The following is an 18,429-nucleotide window of genomic DNA, read 5'->3' as shown; positions in this document are numbered from 1 at the left end:
TCTGTTCTCTGTAGACCTCGCGCGCGGCGCAGTTAAAGGAACCCCCAAATGAAGAAGATTGCCCTGAGTGGCGCCGGCGGCCAGCTCGGCTCCGTGGTGCGTGCTGAATTCGTCGCGCGCGGCGTGCCGTTGCGCTCGGCCGCTGGCTCGAAAGTGCTGACGCCGCTCGTCGAAGGCGAAGACGTGATGAACGGCGACCTGCGCGATCCGGCGGTCGTCGACCGTCTGCTCAACGGCGTGGACGTGCTGATCCATTTTGCCGGCACGAGCGTCGAGCGTCCGCTGCCCGAGATCATCGAGAACAACCTGCGCGGCCTCGTGGAAGTCTACGAAGGCGCGCGCCGCAACGGCGTGAAGCGCATCGTGTTCGCGAGCTCGAACCACGCGATCGGCATGTATCCGGTCACCGAGCATCTGAGCCTCGACTGCGAACTGCGCCCGGACGGCTTCTATGGTCTGTCGAAGGTGTGGGGCGAAGCGCTCGCGCGCATGTACTGGGATAAGCACGGCATCGAAAGCGTGTGCGTGCGCATCGGCAGCTGCCTCGAGCGTCCGACCGAGCAGCGTCACCTGAGCACCTGGTTCGGCCACAAGGACCTGATGCATTTTCTCGATCGCTGCATCGAAGCGGAAGAGGTCGGCTTCATGACCATCTGGGGCGTGTCGGCCAATACGCGCAGCTGGTGGGACAACAGCGTCGGCGCCGCGCGTCTCGGCTACGAGCCGAAGCAGAACGCCGAAGACTACGCCGAAGACATCCTGTCGCGCCCGAATCCGCTCGATGAACTGGGCCAGCGCTTCCAGGGCGGCGGCTTCGTCGGCATCGACTATTCGCGCAAGGACTAAGTCCCGGGCAGTTCGACGGGCAATGCATCACGAGGAGATGGAGTAGTGAAGATCAAGGGTATTCGCTGGTGGATGGTCGCGCTGGTCGCGGCCGGCCTGATCATCAATTACCTGGCGCGCAACACGTTGTCGGTCGCGGCACCGACGATGATGAAGGAGCTCGACATCACGACCGAGCAGTACGCGCATGTGGTCGTGGCGTGGCAGCTCTGCTATGCGTTCATGCAGCCGGTCGCCGGTTTCGTGCTCGACACGATCGGCACCAAGATCGGCTTCGCGGTGTTCGCGCTGGCGTGGTCGGTGGCTTGCGCGGCGGCGGCATGGGCGACGGGCTGGCGTAGCCTCGCGGTGTTCCGCGGTCTCCTCGGACTCGCCGAATCGGCGGGTATTCCGGCTGGCGTGAAGGCGACGAGCGAGTGGTTCCCGGCGAAGGAGCGTTCGGTTGCCATCGGCTGGTTCAATATCGGCTCGTCGATCGGCGCGCTGCTCGCGCCGCCGCTTGTCGTGTGGGCGCTGTTTCACGGCCGCTGGGAACTCGCGTTCGTGATCGTCGGCGTCGCGGGCATCGTGTGGAGCTTGCTGTGGATCATCGTCTACAAGCATCCGCGCAACCAGAAGCTGCTGGGCAACGCCGAGCGCGACTACATTCTGAGCGGCCAGGAAGCGAAGCATCACGATGACATCAACACGCCGAAGCGCAACTGGCGCGCGATGCTGGTGAGCCGCGATTTCTGGGCGATCGGTATTCCTCGGATTCTGTCCGAGCCGGCCTGGCAAACGTTCAACGCGTGGATTCCGCTGTACATGATGACCGAGCGTCACATGAACCTGAAGGAAGTCGCGATGTTCGCGTGGATGCCGTTCCTCGCCGCCGATATCGGCTGCGTGCTCGGCGGTTATCTGAGCCCGCTGTTTCACAAGTACGCAAAAGTGTCGCTGTTCACTTCGCGCAAGATGGTGTTCGTGGTCGGTGCGCTGTTCATGATCGGGCCGGCGTGCGTCGGTCTCGTCGAGAGCCCGTACATGGCGGTGGCGCTGCTGTGCGTCGGTGGCTTCGCGCACCAGACGCTGTCGGGCGCACTGTACGCGATCACGTCGGATATGTTCGGCAAGCACGAAGTCGCGACCGCGACGGGCATGGGCGGCATGGCGGGGTATCTGGGCGCTGCCGCGTTCACCGCGTTGTTCGGTGTGCTCGTCACGCAGATCGGCTATAGCCCGCTGTTCGTCGTGCTGGCGGTGTTCGATCTGATTGCCGCGGTCGTGGTGTGTCTGATGGCCAGGAGTTCGGAGAAGATGCCGGAGCCGCAGTGGGTGTCGTCCGATGCGGTGGCGGCGAAGTAAGGCGAAGTGGGGTCGGATTGTGTGGGCCGATCCGGCGAAAGAAACGGCGCTCATGAGGTGGGCGCCGTTTTTTTTTGGTCGGTTGTGCGGCCGTTTTCGAGTTGGCGATGTCGCGCCGTGAGTGTTGCAGCCGACAAGCAGACTAGTCGCCCAGTAGACGGTTTTAATTCTTCTTAGAAGGATGCGGGAGCACCGGGACAAACTACTCGATGAGAAGCCTCTTTAATTCGTCAAGAAATGAGGCGGTCGTGTAGCCCCATAGTTTGGGAGAAAAATCTTGACCATAGGCATCTTTGAACGCTGAGTCCAAATCGTCCCGGTGTTCGCCCATAAATGAATTGATTTCATGAACCATCTCGAGGTGGCTCTCGCGTGGGCAGTCCCTCTTGTAGCAAGCGATGATATCGGGAATCGTATCTCCCCATATATCGAAATCCTCATTCAGGTATACGCCAAACAGCTGATACATTTTGGGGTAGCGAGTTGACAGCATAAATTCTCTCTATTTAATGTAAGCAGTGACGATATAGTATGGCATTCCGTTGTAGGTTTGATATTTCAGAACGACTACAACCTCATTCATGGGCGTCAGTTTTCCTGTCTCCCTCGTTATGCCATAGCCGACGTTACCCGCCACGCGCCGCGTCAGAGCGAGAGGGCCGCCTCTGCCCGAAGACTGCGCCCATTCCCGAATGATGGTCGCATTGGCGCGCATGACTTCTGAGATGGCCGATTCGGCCCGCTCAAGGTTTGTGAACGACGAAACCTTCTCTCGACGCGGCTCGCGGTTGAGTCTTTCTCGCAACTGCGCTTCGGTCCGTCCGACATGCTTCAAGAGCGTGTGTCCGCCAATCCCGCTCCCTGCTTTCGCTTCGTGCATGTCCAGACTGATCCGGCCCATCGCGATACGCGAAGCCCGTATAGCCTTGATCGAACTAGCAAAGCCAAACGGCACGACCATATCGAGCCACAGACCGATATTGTTCGCCATATCGGGACTGGCCTTCATCGCTTCCGCGAGTTTCGTCGTGCCCTGTTGAGTTAGCGTCGCCGTATCTCGCGCCGTCCAGATCTGACGCAAGCCAGCGGCCGCCGTATCCGAGCCATGTACGCCGAACACAACGCATCCAGCCTTGCTCGCCATGGTCGGTTCAGGCATCACACACAGCGCGCCGGCCCCGACCATTTCCAGCAAACCGCCGACAAGTTGCAATCCGCCCCATAACCGGTTGGAAAGCATTTCGCTGTGGCTGATCGATTGGCGGGTCAGCACCGCCGCCAGTTGCGGCGCACTCAGCACGACACGCACGCCGTCTCCATCTTGTTCGCGCGACATTCGGTATTCCTCTGTGATTGTTCGAGGCCGCCAACGTAGCAGTCGACCAAAGGGACAGGAAATGGGCGATGGATGATTCTTGTGTCCCATTAATCCGATGAGCTGCGAGTCATTGACTGCATATCGCTCGTGGTCATGCACTAGCCACGCGGCTTAACGCGCCGGAGCAGACGGCAATCCGAGGAGACACGGGGCGGGGCGTCGCCATCGCCAAACACGATACGAACGTGTCGCGTCACGCGGCGAAAGAGCCCTACGGCCCGGAAGAGGGAAAGGGCATCACGTGCGAACTACGCACGCCCCCAGAAATGCAAAATGCAATCGAGCCGTCCATCGGTCACATGAACACCGACGGACAACCCGATTGCAACGATTTCGAACCTACATCAAATCACGCAGTCTGCTGCCCAATCTCGTGATTCGCGAGCACTTCGAGCGCGCGCACCATCGCCGAGTGGTCCCACGCCTTGCCGCCGTGCGCGACGCACGCGTTGAACAGCGCCTGGCAGGTGGCGGTGTTCGGCAGCGACACGCCGAGCGCCTGCGCGGTCGACAGCGCGAGGTTCAGATCCTTCTGGTGCAGTTCGATGCGGAAGCCCGGATCGAACGTGCGCCTGGTCATGCGCTCGCCGTGCACTTCGAGAATGCGCGACGACGCAAAGCCGCCCATCAGCGCCTCACGCACGCGCGCCGGATCGACACCCGCCTTCGACGCGAGCAGCAGCGCTTCGCCGACCGCTTCGATGGTCGCCGCGACGATCACCTGGTTGGCGACCTTGCACACCTGGCCCGCGCCGACCGCGCCGATCAGCGTGACGTTCTTGCCCATCATGTCGAACATGGGCTTCACGCTGTCGAACGTGGCCTGTTCGCCGCCGACCATGATGGTCAGCGAGCCGGCCTTCGCGCCGACTTCGCCGCCCGACACCGGCGCGTCAAGATAGTCGGCGCCGGTTTCGCGCACGCGCGCCGCGAACTCGCGGGTCGCCATCGGCGAGATCGAGCTCATGTCGACGACGGTCTGGCCGGCGCGCAGCGCGCTCGCGAGGCCATTCTCGCCGAACAGGACGCGCTCGACGTCCGGCGTGTCCGGCACCATGACGAAGATCACGTCCGCGTTGGCTGCGACCGCGGCGGGGTTGTCACATGCGACGGCGCCGGCCTGCGTCAGTTCCGCGGGCACGCCGCTACGCGTGAACGCTGCCAGCGACACGCCGTTTTTCAGAAGGTTGGCGGCCATGGGCTTGCCCATGATGCCGAGTCCGATAAAGCCTGCTTTTTTCATGGAATGCTCCGAAGATATCGTGGCGGCCGCGTTCAAGCTTCGCCCGCCGGTTTCTGCATGAAGTGTTTCTGCGCCGCTTGAGCGGCGCCCTTGAGCAGCCCGAGATCCGCGCAGACGGCGACGAGGCGCGCGCCCATCGACAGATAACGTTCCGCGTCGGCCTGCACCGGCGCGAGAATGCCGCTCGACTTGCCTGCCGCCCGCGCGCGCTCGAACACATGCGCGATCGCCTGCTGCACGTCCGGATGGCTCGCGTTGCCGAGGTGGCCATACGATGCCGCGAGGTCGGACGGACCGATGAAGACCGCGTCGATGCCGGCCACCGCGAGAATGCTGTCGATCGCCTCGACTGCCTTGCGGCTTTCGATCTGCGGGATCACGCAGATATTGTCGTTGGCGAGCGCAAAGTAGTCGGGCACGGTGCCATAGCGGTTGCCGCGATGGCCGACCGACACGCCGCGGATGCCCTGCGGCGGATAGCGCGTTGCCGCGACCGCGCGGGCCGCGTCGTCAGCACTGTCGACGAACGGCACCAGAAAGTTCGAGAAGCCGCTGTCGAGGAATCGTTTGATCACGACGCTGTCGTTAGCCGGTGGTCGGACGACCGGCGCGCTGCCGCTGTCCTTGAGCGCCATCAACTGGGGGATCAGCGTGAGCACGTCGTTGGGCGCGTGTTCGGCGTCCAGCAGCATCCAGTCGAAGCCGACCGTGCCCAGCAGTTCAGTGGCGATCGGGCTGGCAAGCGATGCCCAACAGCCGATCTGGGTTTTTCCCTCGCGCACCGCGCGCCGGAAGCGGTTGGGCAAGGATTCGTAAGGCGTGACGGCGGGCATGCGGTGTCTCCTCGAACTACGATGTGTCGGGAACAAAGCTTCGACGACCGCAATAAACCACGCAGAATGCGAGGTTATAAGTCGTCGTATGACTGTGGCAGATTAGCACCGAGCCCCTTGGTTGTAACGGTCGTGTAAACCCGAATGACCCTGTCCGACAAGCGTTTCGGGTTGCATGGAGCCCCCGCAATGTTGTAGGATGACCTATATCTGAAGCCTTCATTCAAGGAAAGCCACAATGCCCATTACCGGCGAAATGCTGATCGGTCGCAAAGCAGTGCGCGGCGAAGAAAAACCGCTGCGCGCGTTCAATCCTGCCACGGGTTCCGAGATTGCCGAACCGGTGTTCGGCAGCGGCACCGTCGAGAACGTCGAGCAGGCCTGCGCGCTCGCGCAACAGGCGTTCGACGCCTACCGTCAACTGCCGCTCGCAGTGCGCGCTGAGTTTCTGAATCGTATCGCGGACGGCATCACCGCGCTCGGCGACGAGCTGATCGAACGCGCGATGGCTGAATCGGGCCTGCCGAAGGCGCGTCTGGAAGGCGAACGCGGCCGCACCACCGGCCAGCTGAAGCTGTTCGCGCAAACCGTGCGTGCGGGCCAGTGGCTCAACGCCACGCTTGATTCGCCGCTGCCGGAACGCAAGCCGTTGCCGCGCTCGGATCTGCGCATGCAGAAGATCGCGCTCGGCCCGGTCGCCGTGTTCGGCGCGAGCAACTTCCCGCTCGCATTCTCGGTGGCGGGTGGCGACACCGCCGCGGCGCTCGCTGCCGGCTGCCCGGTCGTCGTGAAGGCGCACCGCGCGCACCTCGGCACCTCGGAGCTGGTCGGTCGTGTGATCCAGCGCGTCGCGCAGGAAATGGATCTGCCCGAAGGCGTGTTCTCGATGATCGTCGGCGCGGGTAACTCGGTCGGCGAGGCGCTGGTTGCGCATCCGGCCATCAAGGCGGTCGGCTTCACCGGTTCGCGCGCGGGCGGCACGTCGCTGATGCGCGTCGCGGCGGCACGTCCGGAGCCGATCCCCGTCTACGCGGAAATGAGCAGCATCAACCCGGTGTTTTTGCTGCCGAACGCTCTGACGGCACGCGGCGACAGCATCGCGCGCGGTTTCGTCGACTCGCTCGTGCTCGGCGCGGGCCAGTTCTGCACGAACCCGGGTCTCGCGATCGCGATCGACAGCGACGCGCTGAAGGGCTTCGTCGCGACGGCATCGGAAGCGCTCGCCGCCAAGCCGGCGCAGACCATGCTGACTTCGGGCATCCACGCCGCGTATCAAGACGGCGAAGGCAAGCTGGCTGCAACCAGGGGTGTCGAAGTCGTGGCACGCGGCGTCGCCGGTACCGGCCCGACCCAGGCTTGCGCGGCGCTGTTCGTGACCGACGCGCAGACGTTCCTCGCGAACCCGGCGCTCGAAGACGAAGTGTTCGGCCCGGTGTCTACGATCATCCGCTGCAAGGACGAGCAGGAAATGCTGAAGGTCGCCGAGCACTTCGCCGGCCAACTAACCGCAACGCTGCAGATGGACAGCGCCGACGTGGCGGCTGCGAAGAAGCTGGTGCCGATTCTCGAGCGCAAGGCCGGCCGCATTCTGGTCAACGGCTTCCCGACCGGCGTCGAAGTGTGCCACGCGATGGTCCACGGCGGCCCGTTCCCGGCAACGTCGGACAGCCGCGCGACCTCGGTAGGCACCACGTCGATCGACCGCTTCCTGCGCCCGGTTTGCTACCAGGACTTCCCGGCCGAGCTGCTGCCGCAAACGCTGGCCGACGGCAACCCGCTGGAACTGTGGCGTCGTCGCGATGGCGAACTCACGCGCGGTTAATCGCGTGACGCCGTCCTGAACGGATGCGCGCCTGGTGCCGAGATCGACACCAGGCCCGCATCGAAGGGAAGGGCAGTTGCAATCACAAAAAAAATGGCCGGGAATATTCCCGGCCATTTTTTTCGCCTGCGTGCTTCGTGAAAATCAGCTGTTCGCGTCGTTCGCTTCATTCGCGCGACGCAACCGCTCGCGGCTATTCGACAGATGCATGCGCATCGCCGCCCGCGCGCCTTCGGCGTCGTGCCGGCTGATTGCCTCGAGGATGCTTTCATGCTCGAGGTTCACGAGCGACAGATATGCATCTGGATCGGCGCGCGCGATGCCGGCCGAGTCGAGCCGGTTGCGCGGAATCAGTGCGCTGCCCATCTGCGACAGGATGTCGACGAAATAGCGGTTGCCGGTTGCGCGCGCGACCGAGATGTGGAACTGCAGGTCGGCCTCCACGCTGTCGAGTCCGTTGTGACGCGTGGCCTCGATCGCGTCGAGTGCGGTACGCATGTGCGCGAGGTCGTCCGGTTTCGCGCGTTGCGCGGCAAGACCGGCGCATTCGGTTTCGAGGCTGATGCGCAGTTCCAGAATGGACAGCACGTCGCGCAGCGTGGTGGCGGGCACCATGTCGATGCCGAGTTTTTCGCGCTGCGGCTCGAGCACGAAGCTGCCGATACCGTGCCGCGTCTCGATGATTTTGCCTGCCTGCAGGCGGGAGATTGCCTCGCGGATCACCGTGCGGCTCACGCTGAGCGTGTTCATCAGCTGCGATTCGGTCGGGAGTTTGTCGCCCGGCTTCAGCACGTTGGCCGCGATCTGCTCGGTGACGTAATTGACGACGAACTCGGCAAGATTGCGAGCGCGTCGTGGCGGTGCCGCGGATGCTAGTGGTGTAGCCATCGAAAACGCTCCTTGTTTGAAAAATCGCGGGGAATCCTGCATTTTTATTATATCGTCGTCTGACGACTGATTATATAAGCGCCGGATCGAATTCGGCGCGATTGTCACATATATCGGCGGATGCCTGAAGTTTGGCGCCTCGGTGCGCACGGCTCGCGCGAGGCGCCGGGCGTCCGCCGGCCGGAAGTACGATAACCGGAACGATAACTGAGCCTATAACTGGCTCACGCCGAGCGCAATTCGACTCGCCGGATGTCCTTGACGATCACCAGATAGCTGATCACCGTCATCAGGGCGTTCGCGCCGACGAACACCAGCGCGCCATTGAACGAGCCCGAGCGCGCGACCAGATAACCGATCACGATCGGCGTCACGATGCCGGCGATGTTGCCGAACATATTGAAGATCGCGCCGGACAGACCGAGCGCTTCCTTCGGCGCCGTATCGGCGACGACGGCCCAGCCGAGCGCGCCGATGCCCTTGCCGAAGAACGCGAGCGACATCAGCGCGACGACGATCCAGTCGGTCGACACGTAGTTGCAGCCGATGATGCAGGTCGACAGCAGCATGCCGCCGACGATCGGCGCCTTGCGCGCTACGGTCAATGACCAGCCGCGGCGGATCAACCCGTCCGACAGCACGCCGCCGAGCACGCCGCCGAGAAAGCCGCAGATCGCCGGCAGCGAGGCCACGAGGCCCGCCTTCAGGATCGTCATGCCACGCGCCTGCACGAGGTAGATCGGAAACCACGTCAGGAAGAAGTAGGTCAGCACGTTGATGCAGTACTGCGCGAGATAGACGCCGAGCAGCATGCGGTTACCGAGCAACTGACGCACGAGCGTCCAGCCGCCAGTCTTCGAGACGTCGTCCGGACCCGTCTTGCGCGCACCGCTGACGAGGCCGCCGCCTTGCTCGATGTACTCGAGCTCGGCGCGCGACACGCCCGGGTGATCGGCGGGATTCTTCATGACCCTCAGCCACGTCAGCGCGAGCAGCAGCCCGACCACGCCCATCACGACGTAGACCGTCTCCCAGCCGAACGCATGCGTGAGCCACGCCATCAGCGGCGTGAACACGACCGCGGCGAAGTATTGCGCGGCGTTGAAGATCGCCGATGCGGTGCCGCGCTCGTTGGTCGGGAACCAGCTCGCGACCACCTTCGCGTTCGCCGGAAACGCCGGCGACTCCGCCGCGCCCATCACGAAGCGCAGCACGAACAGCGCGGTGATCGCCGCACCGGCGCTGCCGAGCAGGCCGACCGAGCTTTGCAGCAGCGTGAACAGCGACCACGAGAAGATGCTCGCCGCGTACACGCGGCGCGCGCCGAAACGGTCGAGCAGCCAGCCGGCCGGCAGTTGCGACAGCACGTAGGCCCAGCTGAATGCGGAAAAGATATAGCCCATGCGGATCGCGTCGAGGCTGAACGCGGTGCGCATCGCGGAACCGGTGACGGACAGCGTCGCGCGGTCGGCATAGTTGAGGGTGGTGATCACGAAGATCAGCGCCAGAATCCCGTAGCGGACCTTGGTGCGTGCCGCGCTAGAGGCGGCGTCGGTCGAACTGGCCGTGCGGCTCAAGTCCATGGGTCATCTCCTGTATCGTTGGGCGAGGTGTGGTCGCTGCGCCGGGCGGTCCGCAGACCACCCGCCTGTCGCGCAAATGCACGAACGCCCGGCAACGTTGCCGTGCCGGGCGTTCGCAACGGGGCCGTCTATGCAGCCCTCGTCGATGAGGCTCGCGAGCTTCTTCGCTCGAAGCCCGACGCCGGTGCGTTACTGCGGTCCGAGCTTCTTGATCAGCGCGTCGAGCTGTTCCAGTTCTTCCGGCGTCAGGTCGGTCAGCGGTGCGCGCACCGGACCTGCGTCGTGGCCGACCAGCTTCGCGCCAGCCTTGACGATGCTGACCGCATAGCCTGCGCGGCGGTTGCGGATCTTCAGGTACGGCAGGAAGAATTCGTCGATCAGCTTGCCGGTCGTTGCGTGGTCGTCAGCGGCGATCGCGCGGTAGAACTCCATCGCGGTCTTCGGGATGAAGTTGAACACCGCCGACGAGTACACCGGCACGCCCAGCGCCTTGTACGCGGCAGCGTAGACTTCCGCGGTCGGCAGGCCGCCGAGGTACGAGAAGCGCTCGCCGAGGCGGCAGCGGATCGTCACCATGTTTTCGATCTCGCCCACGCCGTCCTTGAAGCCGATCAGGTTCGGGCAACGGTCGGCCAGACGCTCGAGCATGTCGGCGTTGAGCTTCGAGTTCGCGCGGTTGTAAATGATCACGCCCATGCCCGGAACGGCCTTGCAGACCTCTTCGGCGTGCGCGGCGATACCGTCCTGGCTTGCTTCGGTCAGGTAGTGCGGCATCAGCAGGATGCCGTGCGCGCCGAGGCGCTGCGCTTCCTTCGCGTAGGCGATCGCCACGCGGGTCGGGCCGCCTGCGCCGGCGAGGATCGGTACCTTGCCTTTGCAGACTTCGACCGCGGTCTTGACGACTTGCGTGTAGTCGTCTTGCGTCAGCGAGAAGAATTCGCCCGTGCCGCCGGCGACGAACAGCGCCGAAGCGCCGTACGGAGCGAGCCATTCGAGGCGCTCTGCGTAAGTGTTGGCGCGGAAGTCGCCGTTAGCGTCGAAGTCGGTGACGGGGAAGGACAGGAGGCCTTCCGAAACGATCTGCTTGAGTTCCTGCGGTGTCGTCATGATCTAAATATCCCGGCGTCGGATGGGGTCGTTGGTAGGATCCAACTAGTACGACAGACGTCGTACTAGTAGAAAATCTTGGAAAACAGATTTCTTATACGTCATCGTACAACAACGAATCCCGTAACTCAACGGGGTGTTAGCGGCATAATGCTGTCCATAGGGTAAATACGGAACATCCGAGCAAACTTTAGCGTTGTAGGATGACGTATGATTGCTGGCGAAGCAGGCCTATCACGCCTCAAGGATTGATCAATGGAACAAACTCCGCTCTACATCCGCGTTCATCCCAATGACAATGTCGCGATCGTCGTCAACGACGGCGGTTTGGGCGAGGGCGCGGTATTTGCCGATGGGCTCAGGCTGCGCGAGCGTGTGCCGCAGGGCCACAAGGTCGCGCTGGCCGATCTCGCCGAAGGCGACGAGGTCATCCGCTACAACGTCGTGATCGGTTATGCGCTGAAGCCGCTGCCGCAGGGCAGCTGGATCAACGAGCACGTGATCCGCATGCCGAGCCCGCCCGGACTCGAAGACCTGCCGATCGCCACGACCAGGGCGCCGGACATGCCGCCGCTCGAAGGCTACACGTTCGAGGGCTACCGTAACTCGGACGGCTCGGTGGGCACGCGCAACATCCTCGCGATCACGACCACCGTGCAGTGCGTCGCCGACGTCGTGCAACACGCGGTCACGCGCATCAAGGCCGAGCTACTGCCGAAATATCCGAATGTCGACGATGTCGTGAGCCTCGGCCACACCTACGGCTGCGGCGTCGCGATCGACGCGCCCGACGCGATGGTGCCGATCCGCACCGTGCGCAACATCGCGCTGAACCCGAACTTCGGCGGCGAAGTGATGATGGTGAGCCTCGGCTGCGAGAAGCTGCAGCCCGAGCGTCTGATGCCGCCGGGTACGATCCCGATCGCCGCGGCAGCGGTGGTCGACGACGTCGCCGACATCGGCGATGTCGCGCTGGACCAGAACGGCGACGTCGTGGTGCTGCAGGACGAATCGCACGTCGGCTTCCAGTCGATGATCACGTCGATCATGAGGATGGCCGAAGGGCATCTGAAGCGCCTGAACAACCGTCGTCGCGAAACCTGTCCGGCGTCGGATCTGGTGATCGGCGTGCAGTGCGGCGGCAGCGACGCGTTCTCGGGCCTGACCGCGAACCCGGCCGTCGGCTTCGCGACCGACCTGCTGGTGCGCGCCGGGGCGACCGTGATGTTCTCGGAAGTCACCGAAGTGCGCGACGGCGTCGATCAGCTGACCGCGCGCGCGGCCAACGCGGAGGTCGCGGCGGCGATCATTCGCGAGATGCAGTGGTACGACGATTACCTGAAGCGCGGCGGCGCGGACCGCAGTGCGAACACGACGCCCGGCAACAAGAAGGGCGGCCTGTCGAACATCGTCGAAAAGGCGATGGGCTCGATCATCAAGTCGGGCAACTCGGCGATCTCCGGCGTGCTGTCGCCCGGTGAGAAGGTCAATCAGAAGGGCCTGATCTACGCGGCGACGCCGGCCAGCGACTTCATCTGCGGCACGCTGCAGGTTGCGTCGGGCATCACGCTGCACGTGTTCACGACCGGCCGCGGCACGCCGTACAGCCTCGCCGAAGTGCCGGTCATCAAGGTGGCGACGCGTTCGGACCTCGCGCGTCGCTGGCATGATCTGATGGACATCAACGCCGGCACAATCGCGACCGGCCAGTCCAGCATCGAAGAGGTGGGCTGGGAGCTGTTCCGCCTGATGCTCGATGTCGCGAGCGGCCGCAAGGAAACCTGCGCGGAGAAGCTCGGGCTGCACAATGCGTTGACCCTCTTCAACCCGGCGCCGGTGACCTGATCAGGCAACCCGCACCATCCAATCTCAGGCGAGCGCCGGTCCAACCGGCGCTCGCTTTTCCGTTCAGAAGACCCGATCGCAATCACAACAGCAAAGAGACATGACCGATTTGAACGTTGACCGCTCCGCGGCAAAGAAACCCTTCCGCCGTCTGCTGCTCACTGGCGCCGCGGGCAACCTCGGCAAGCAACTGCGTCCCGCTCTCGCGCAGTGGGCCGACATCGTGCGCGTATCCGATATCGCGCCGCTCGGCGAAGTCGCCGCGCACGAGGAAGCCGCCGTCGTCGATCTCGCCGATGTAGCGGCCGTGCACGCGCTGCTCGAAGGCGTGGACGCGGTGGTGCATCTCGGCGGCATTTCCGTCGAAGCGCCGTTCGAAGACATCCTCGAAGCGAATATCCGCGGCCTGTACAACGTGTACTCGTCGGCGCAAAAGCACGGCGTGAAGCGCATCGTCTACGCGAGCTCGAATCACGCGGTGGGTTTCCATCCGGTGACGTCGGTGCTCGGCACCGACGCGCCGCTGCGTCCGGACGGCATGTATGGCGTGTCGAAGTGCTTCGGCGAATCGCTGTCGCGCTACTACTTCGACCGCTTCGGCCTCGAAACCGTGTGTCTGCGGATCGGCTCGTCGTTCGAGCAGCCGAAGACCGCGCGCATGCTCGTCACGTATCTGAGCTACCGCGACTTCATCGAGCTCGTGCGCTGCTCGCTGTTCACGAACCGCGTCGGCCACGCGATCGTCTACGGCGTGTCGAACAACCGCACCGCGTGGGTCGACAACACGAACGCCGCGTTCCTCGGCTACCGTCCGCAAGACAGCTCGGCGCAGTTCGAACACCTGTTTCCGCCGAGCGCCCCCGACACGCGCTTCGACGACCCGACCCAGCTGTACCAGGGCGGCCCGTTCGTGCTCGCCGGTCCGATGGAGCCGAAGCGGGAGCCTAAATAATGAGCGCGAATCCGCAAGTGGAACGCTTCGAAGCGGCCGGTCCGTTGCCCGCGGCCACCGGTGAAAGCCCGGTCTGGCGCGCGGCCGAGCAGGCATTGTACTGGGTCGATATTCCGGCGAGGAAAATCGTGCGCGGCTCGCTCGAAACTGGCAAGCGCACCGAATGGCAACTGCCGGAGCAGGTTGCCTGTATCGCGTTCGATCACGCTGGCGCCGTGCTCGCCGGCTGCGAGACCGGCTTGTTCGCGGTCGCGCTCGCCGACGCGTCGAATGCGCCGGGCGGCGAGCCGCTGACAGCGTCGCTGCGCAAGCTCGCGGCGCCTGAATTCCCGCATGGCGGCATGCGTTTCAACGACGGCCGTTGCGATAGGCAAGGGCGCTTCTGGGCCGGCACCATGGTGATGGACATGGCGGCGGCGATCCCGGGCGGCGCGCTGTACTGCTTCGATGAGAAGGGCGTGCTGTCGGCCCCGGTCGTCGATTCGCTGATCACGCAGAACGGCCTCGGCTGGTCGCCGGACGGTACGACGATGTATCTGTCGGACTCGCATCCGCTGCGCCGGCTGATCTGGGCGTTCGACTACGACGTCGACACCGGCGAGCCGCGCAACCGCCGCGTGTTCGCCGATCTGCATCACTATTCGGGCCGTCCGGACGGCGCGGCGGTCGATGCGGACGGCTGCTACTGGATTTGCGCGAACGACGCCGGTCTGTTGCTGCGTTTCACGCCGCAGGGCAAGCTCGACCGGCAGATTCCCGTGCCGGCCATCAAGCCTGCGATGTGCGCGTTCGGCGGCCGCGATCTCGATACGCTGTTCGTCACGTCGATTCGCCCGGCCAACGGCGCGAGCGAGCACGACGGCCATGTGTTCGCGCTGCGGCCTGGCGTGAGCGGGCTGCCTGAGCCCGAATTCGCGGGCCAACTGTAATCTTGCTTACATGAGACATGCGCCGGGACGAAGTTTTTCTCCCGGCGTTTTCATTTTCGGGGTCGTTCGTGTGGCCCTTTATTCGTCACTCGTCATACAACATTTGGCGCAGGACCATGTTCCCGCATCTTTGTTCGGCAAAAATACAACAATTCCGGAGACCCATGCCCATTCGCTCTCATTCAGCGCCAGACGGCGCGGGGCTTGGCGGCGTGCCATGCCGGTCATAGGTGCCGGCGCTTTTCCTGATGCGGGTAAATACCGTCTGTACAAGTTAAAACCCCTTTTATAGACTTCATATGTCGTCGTACAACATATAAGTCCCAACAAACGGCTTTCTGTGTTTGTGTGACAAGTGCAATTCGGTAGGTTTTCAGGTCGGTTGTGCGGCTGTGGTCGATGCCGCATCCATGTCGGAAGCCGGCCGGCATGATTGAAGTAAGTAGTCGAGCTATCGACTGGAGTGCTGGGTCAACTGTGCCGGGGAAGTTGCACAGCCAGTACGGCCAGCGCCCGCACCTGCGAAGGCGGCGGGCGCGAAGCCGGAGACGCGTCAAAACCATGTCACATCCGCTGTCGCTGGGATGGTCTTTTTTCAAGGAATGTCACGATGAACAAGAAGTTTGCCTCTTCCCGTGTTTCGATGATCGTCGCAGCCGCGGCGTTGGCGTTCAGCACGATGTCGGCTGAAGCACGCGTGTTCCGCGTTGCCGATGTACACGGCGACACCTTCCCGACCAACATGGCCGTGAAGTACATGGGCGAGCAGATCAGCAAGGCGACCGACGGCAAGGACTCCGTGAAGGTGTTCGGCAACAGCGCGCTCGGCTCGGAAAACGACACGATCGACCAGGTACGTATCGGTGCGCTCGACATGACGCGCGCGAACGGTGCTGCGTTCAACGAAATCGTGCCGGAATCGATGATCCCGTCGCTGCCGTTCCTGTTCCGCGACGTCGATCATTTCCGCAAGGTCATGTACGGTCCGGAAGGCCAGAAGATCCTCGACGCGTTCACCGCGAAGGGCATGATCGCGCTGACGTTCTACGAGAGCGGCGCACGCTCGATGTACGCGAAGAAGGCGATCAAGTCGCCGGCAGACATGAAGGGCCTGAAGGTTCGCGTGCAGCCGTCCGACCTGATGGTCGACGAAATCAAGGCAATGGGCGGCACGCCGACGCCGATGCCGTTCTCGGAAGTCTATACGGGCCTGAAGACCGGCCTCGTCGACGGCGCCGAAAACAACATCCCGTCGTACGAAGAAACCAAGCACTTCGAAGTCGCTCAGGTCTACTCGGAAACCCAGCATTCGATGACCCCCGAAGTGCTGGTGTTCTCGAAGAAGGTGTGGGACACGCTGTCGCCGCAAGAGCAGCAGATCATCAAGAAGGCCGCGGCTGACTCGGTGCCGTACTACCAGAAGCTGTGGACCGCGCGTGAAGCCGACGCGCAGAAGACCGTCACGAAGGGCGGCGCAACGGTGGTCGCGGCTTCGCAGATCGACCGTGCGGCTTTCGTGAAGGTGATGCAGCCTGTGTGGACGAAGTACGAAAAGACCCCGCAGATGAAGCAGATCGTCGACGAGATCCAGGCAATCAAGTAAGTCTCGCGTCCCGGGCGCAATCAGCAATAGCAACGTTTGTCGCAGCAGCGGCGTGAATGGTCCGCGAGGAAACTCGCGAGACATTCCGCCGCGCTGTTTCGCGTGCGCGGATCGCGTCGGGACGGCTGAATTTCAAGCACAGGTCGGACGTAAGCAAGGACAGGGTCATGAGTTTCCTGAAACGCCCAAATGATTTTCTTTTTCGCGTGCTGCTGGTCGTGGCGTCGGTTAGCCTCGCCGCACTTTGCCTGCTCGTGATTTATAGCGTGGTGATGCGCTACGTGTTTAGCGACGCACCCGATTACGTTGAGCCCATCGCATTGTTGCTAGTGATCCTGATCGCGATGTTCGGCGCCGCACTGAAGGTTCGCGAGGGCGGTCACATCGGACTCGACTCGCTCGTCAAGAAATTGCCCGAGAAGGGCCAGGTGATCGCGAAAGGGATTCAGCACCTCTGCCTGATTGCTTTCGCGGTGGCCGTTTTCGTCGGTTGCTTCGAGATGGCCGAAACCACGATGGGCGACCGCATTCCGATCATTGGCGTGCCGGAAGGCGTGCGCTACTGCATCCCGATCTTCGCGAGCGTGTGCATCGCGTTGTTCTCGATCGAGCATCTGCTCGAGCTCTTTGCCGGGAAACGGGAAGAGCCAGCGCTCGAACTCTCCGCCACGGAATAAAAGTAGAGCCATCATGGAACTTGCCCTCCTTACCGTCAGTTTTCTGGTTTTCCTCTTTCTAGGGGTTCCGGTTTCATTCGCGCTGGGCCTGTCCTGCGTCCTGACGTATCTGTTCGAAGGTCTGCCGACCGCAACCGCGATGCAGTCGATGATCTCCGGCATGAACGGTTTCTCGTTCCTCGCGGTGCCGTTCTTCATCTTCTCCGGCGAGCTGATGCTCCACGGCGGCATCGCCGACCGCATCCTGCGCTTCGCGCAGGCCACGGTCGGCCATTTCCGCGGCGGCCTCGGCATGGCCAACGTGGTCGCCTGTACGCTGTTCGGCGGCGTGTCGGGTTCGCCGACCGCGGATACGTCGGCAATGGGCGGCGTGGTGATCCCGCTGATGAAGCGCGAAGGCTATAGCGCCGCCTACGCGGTCAACGTGACCACGCACTCGTCGCTCGCCGGCGCACTGATGCCGACGTCGACCAACATGATCATCTACGCGTTCGCGGCGCAAGGCGTGAGCGGCGTGCTGAACGGCAAGCAGATGAGCGGCGTGTCGATCGGCGATCTGCTGTTCTCGGGTCTGTTGCCGGTGCTTTGGGTGATGGGCCTCGTGCTGATCGCCGCTTACTGGCAGGCCGTCAAGTTCGGCTATCCGCGCCGTCCCGACGGTTCGACCCAATTGCAGCGTTTCCCGGGCTGGATGGCGGTGCTGCGTACGTTCATCGGCGCGGTGCCGGGTCTGATGGTCATCGCGATCATTCTGTTCTGCGTGGCGCGCGGTATCGCCACTGCGACAGAGGCGGCCGCGATCGCCGTGGGTTATTCGCTGATATTGACCATCGTCGTGTATCGCACGCTGACGCTGAAGAAGCTCGGCCATGCGCTCGGCAAGGCCGCGAAAACGACCGGCGTGGTGCTGCTGCTGATCGGCGTGTCGAACATGCTGCGCTTCCAGATGGCCTATCTGGAGATCCCGGACGCGATCGAACGCATGCTCGACGGCGCGACCTCGCTGCCGTGGCTGATGTTGTTGTACATCAACGTGATTCAGGTGTTCCTCGGTACGTTCGTCGACATGGCGGCGCACATCCTGATCACGACCCCGCTGTTCCTGCCGATGGCGATGCACAACGGCGTGGGCCCGGTTCAGTTCGGCATCATGATCCTGCTGAACTGCGCATTGGGTCTCGTGCATCCGCCGATTGGCTCGGTGCAGTTCATTGGTTGCGCAATTGGCAATGTGTCGATAGGGGAAACTACTAAGGTGGCGTGGCCGTATTACCTCGCTATCTTCTCGGCCATCAATATTGTCACTTACGTACCGTGGTTCTCGACGTGGTTGCCGAGCGTCATCAACGGTCATCCGGTGTTCTGATTCAAATAAAACG

16 protein-coding genes are annotated in these 18,429 nt (G+C 63.1%); 9 read left to right on the top strand and 7 right to left on the bottom strand.

What is annotated here, in order from left to right; all coding sequences use genetic code 11:
* Positions 1–48: 48 nt before the first annotated feature.
* Both AB3X94_RS28975 and AB3X94_RS28970 read left to right on the top strand, forming a co-directional pair.
* On the top strand, positions 49–846 hold the full coding sequence (locus AB3X94_RS28975; RefSeq protein ID WP_176105699.1) for an NAD(P)-dependent oxidoreductase: 798 nt from the start codon (positions 49–51) through the stop codon (positions 844–846).
* Positions 847–891: 45 nt separating this feature from the next.
* The gene (locus AB3X94_RS28970; protein WP_176105700.1) at positions 892–2,190 is read left to right on the top strand and encodes an MFS transporter; all 1,299 of its coding nucleotides are present in this window, start codon (positions 892–894) and stop codon (positions 2,188–2,190) included.
* A 202-nt stretch (positions 2,191–2,392) separates the two neighbouring features.
* Here the strand turns inward: AB3X94_RS28970 and AB3X94_RS28965 are convergent, their stop codons facing one another.
* From AB3X94_RS28965 to garL, 4 genes are all read right to left on the bottom strand, one after another.
* Positions 2,393–2,683: a contact-dependent growth inhibition system immunity protein gene (locus AB3X94_RS28965; RefSeq protein WP_368613381.1), complete on the bottom strand. Its 291-nt coding sequence runs from the start codon at positions 2,681–2,683 to the stop codon at positions 2,393–2,395.
* A 9-nt stretch (positions 2,684–2,692) separates the two neighbouring features.
* Positions 2,693–3,526, bottom strand: coding sequence for an RNase A-like domain-containing protein (locus AB3X94_RS28960; protein ID WP_176105701.1), 834 nt, complete (start codon positions 3,524–3,526; stop codon positions 2,693–2,695).
* 391 nt (positions 3,527–3,917) lie between these two features.
* A complete protein-coding gene (locus AB3X94_RS28955) occupies positions 3,918–4,847 on the bottom strand; it encodes a 2-hydroxy-3-oxopropionate reductase (protein WP_368613380.1) in 930 nt (309 codons plus the stop codon).
* On the bottom strand, positions 4,844–5,644 hold the full coding sequence (gene garL / locus AB3X94_RS28950; RefSeq protein WP_368613379.1) for a 2-dehydro-3-deoxyglucarate aldolase: 801 nt from the start codon (positions 5,642–5,644) through the stop codon (positions 4,844–4,846). Before garL ends, AB3X94_RS28955 begins: the two co-directional genes overlap by 4 nt.
* 238 nt (positions 5,645–5,882) lie before the next feature.
* Between garL and AB3X94_RS28945 the strand changes: the two genes are divergently transcribed.
* Positions 5,883–7,466, top strand: a complete 1,584-nt coding sequence (locus tag AB3X94_RS28945) for an aldehyde dehydrogenase (NADP(+)) (RefSeq protein ID WP_368613378.1) — start codon at positions 5,883–5,885, stop codon at positions 7,464–7,466.
* 144 nt (positions 7,467–7,610) lie between these two features.
* Here the strand turns inward: AB3X94_RS28945 and AB3X94_RS28940 are convergent, their stop codons facing one another.
* From AB3X94_RS28940 to kdgD, 3 genes are all read right to left on the bottom strand, one after another.
* On the bottom strand, positions 7,611–8,354 hold the full coding sequence (locus tag AB3X94_RS28940; protein WP_176105705.1) for a FadR/GntR family transcriptional regulator: 744 nt from the start codon (positions 8,352–8,354) through the stop codon (positions 7,611–7,613).
* Positions 8,355–8,578: 224 nt separating this feature from the next.
* The gene (locus AB3X94_RS28935) at positions 8,579–9,937 is read right to left on the bottom strand and encodes an MFS transporter (RefSeq protein WP_176105706.1); all 1,359 of its coding nucleotides are present in this window, start codon (positions 9,935–9,937) and stop codon (positions 8,579–8,581) included.
* Between the two features lie 189 nt (positions 9,938–10,126).
* Entirely contained in the window at positions 10,127–11,044 is a 918-nt protein-coding gene (gene kdgD / locus AB3X94_RS28930) for a 5-dehydro-4-deoxyglucarate dehydratase (protein ID WP_368613377.1), read from the bottom strand.
* 255 nt (positions 11,045–11,299) lie between these two features.
* Here kdgD and garD point away from each other — a divergent pair, with 255 nt between their 5' ends.
* The 6 genes from garD (at position 11,300) to AB3X94_RS28900 (ending at position 18,416) form a co-directional block, all read left to right on the top strand.
* Positions 11,300–12,889, top strand: coding sequence for a galactarate dehydratase (gene garD, locus AB3X94_RS28925; RefSeq protein WP_368613376.1), 1,590 nt, complete (start codon positions 11,300–11,302; stop codon positions 12,887–12,889).
* A gap of 100 nt (positions 12,890–12,989) precedes the next feature.
* Complete coding sequence (locus AB3X94_RS28920; protein WP_368613375.1) at positions 12,990–13,841, top strand: NAD-dependent epimerase/dehydratase family protein; 852 nt, start codon at positions 12,990–12,992, stop codon at positions 13,839–13,841.
* Complete coding sequence (locus tag AB3X94_RS28915) at positions 13,841–14,770, top strand: SMP-30/gluconolactonase/LRE family protein (protein ID WP_176105710.1); 930 nt, start codon at positions 13,841–13,843, stop codon at positions 14,768–14,770. The genes AB3X94_RS28920 and AB3X94_RS28915 overlap by 1 nt, the downstream gene beginning before the upstream one ends.
* Before the next feature lie 610 nt (positions 14,771–15,380).
* Positions 15,381–16,373: a TRAP transporter substrate-binding protein gene (locus AB3X94_RS28910; protein WP_176105711.1), complete on the top strand. Its 993-nt coding sequence runs from the start codon at positions 15,381–15,383 to the stop codon at positions 16,371–16,373.
* 167 nt (positions 16,374–16,540) lie between these two features.
* Positions 16,541–17,050: a TRAP transporter small permease gene (locus AB3X94_RS28905; protein WP_176105712.1), complete on the top strand. Its 510-nt coding sequence runs from the start codon at positions 16,541–16,543 to the stop codon at positions 17,048–17,050.
* Between the two features lie 13 nt (positions 17,051–17,063).
* A complete protein-coding gene (locus AB3X94_RS28900) occupies positions 17,064–18,416 on the top strand; it encodes a TRAP transporter large permease (RefSeq protein WP_176105713.1) in 1,353 nt (450 codons plus the stop codon).
* Positions 18,417–18,429: the final 13 nt, after the last annotated feature.

It is taken from the genome of Paraburkholderia sp. BR10923, assembly GCF_040948765.1.
GTDB classification, from domain to species: domain Bacteria; phylum Pseudomonadota; class Gammaproteobacteria; order Burkholderiales; family Burkholderiaceae; genus Paraburkholderia; species Paraburkholderia youngii.
Note: the sequence above shows the minus strand (reverse complement) of the source record. Positions and strands in the feature narration are given on the sequence as shown.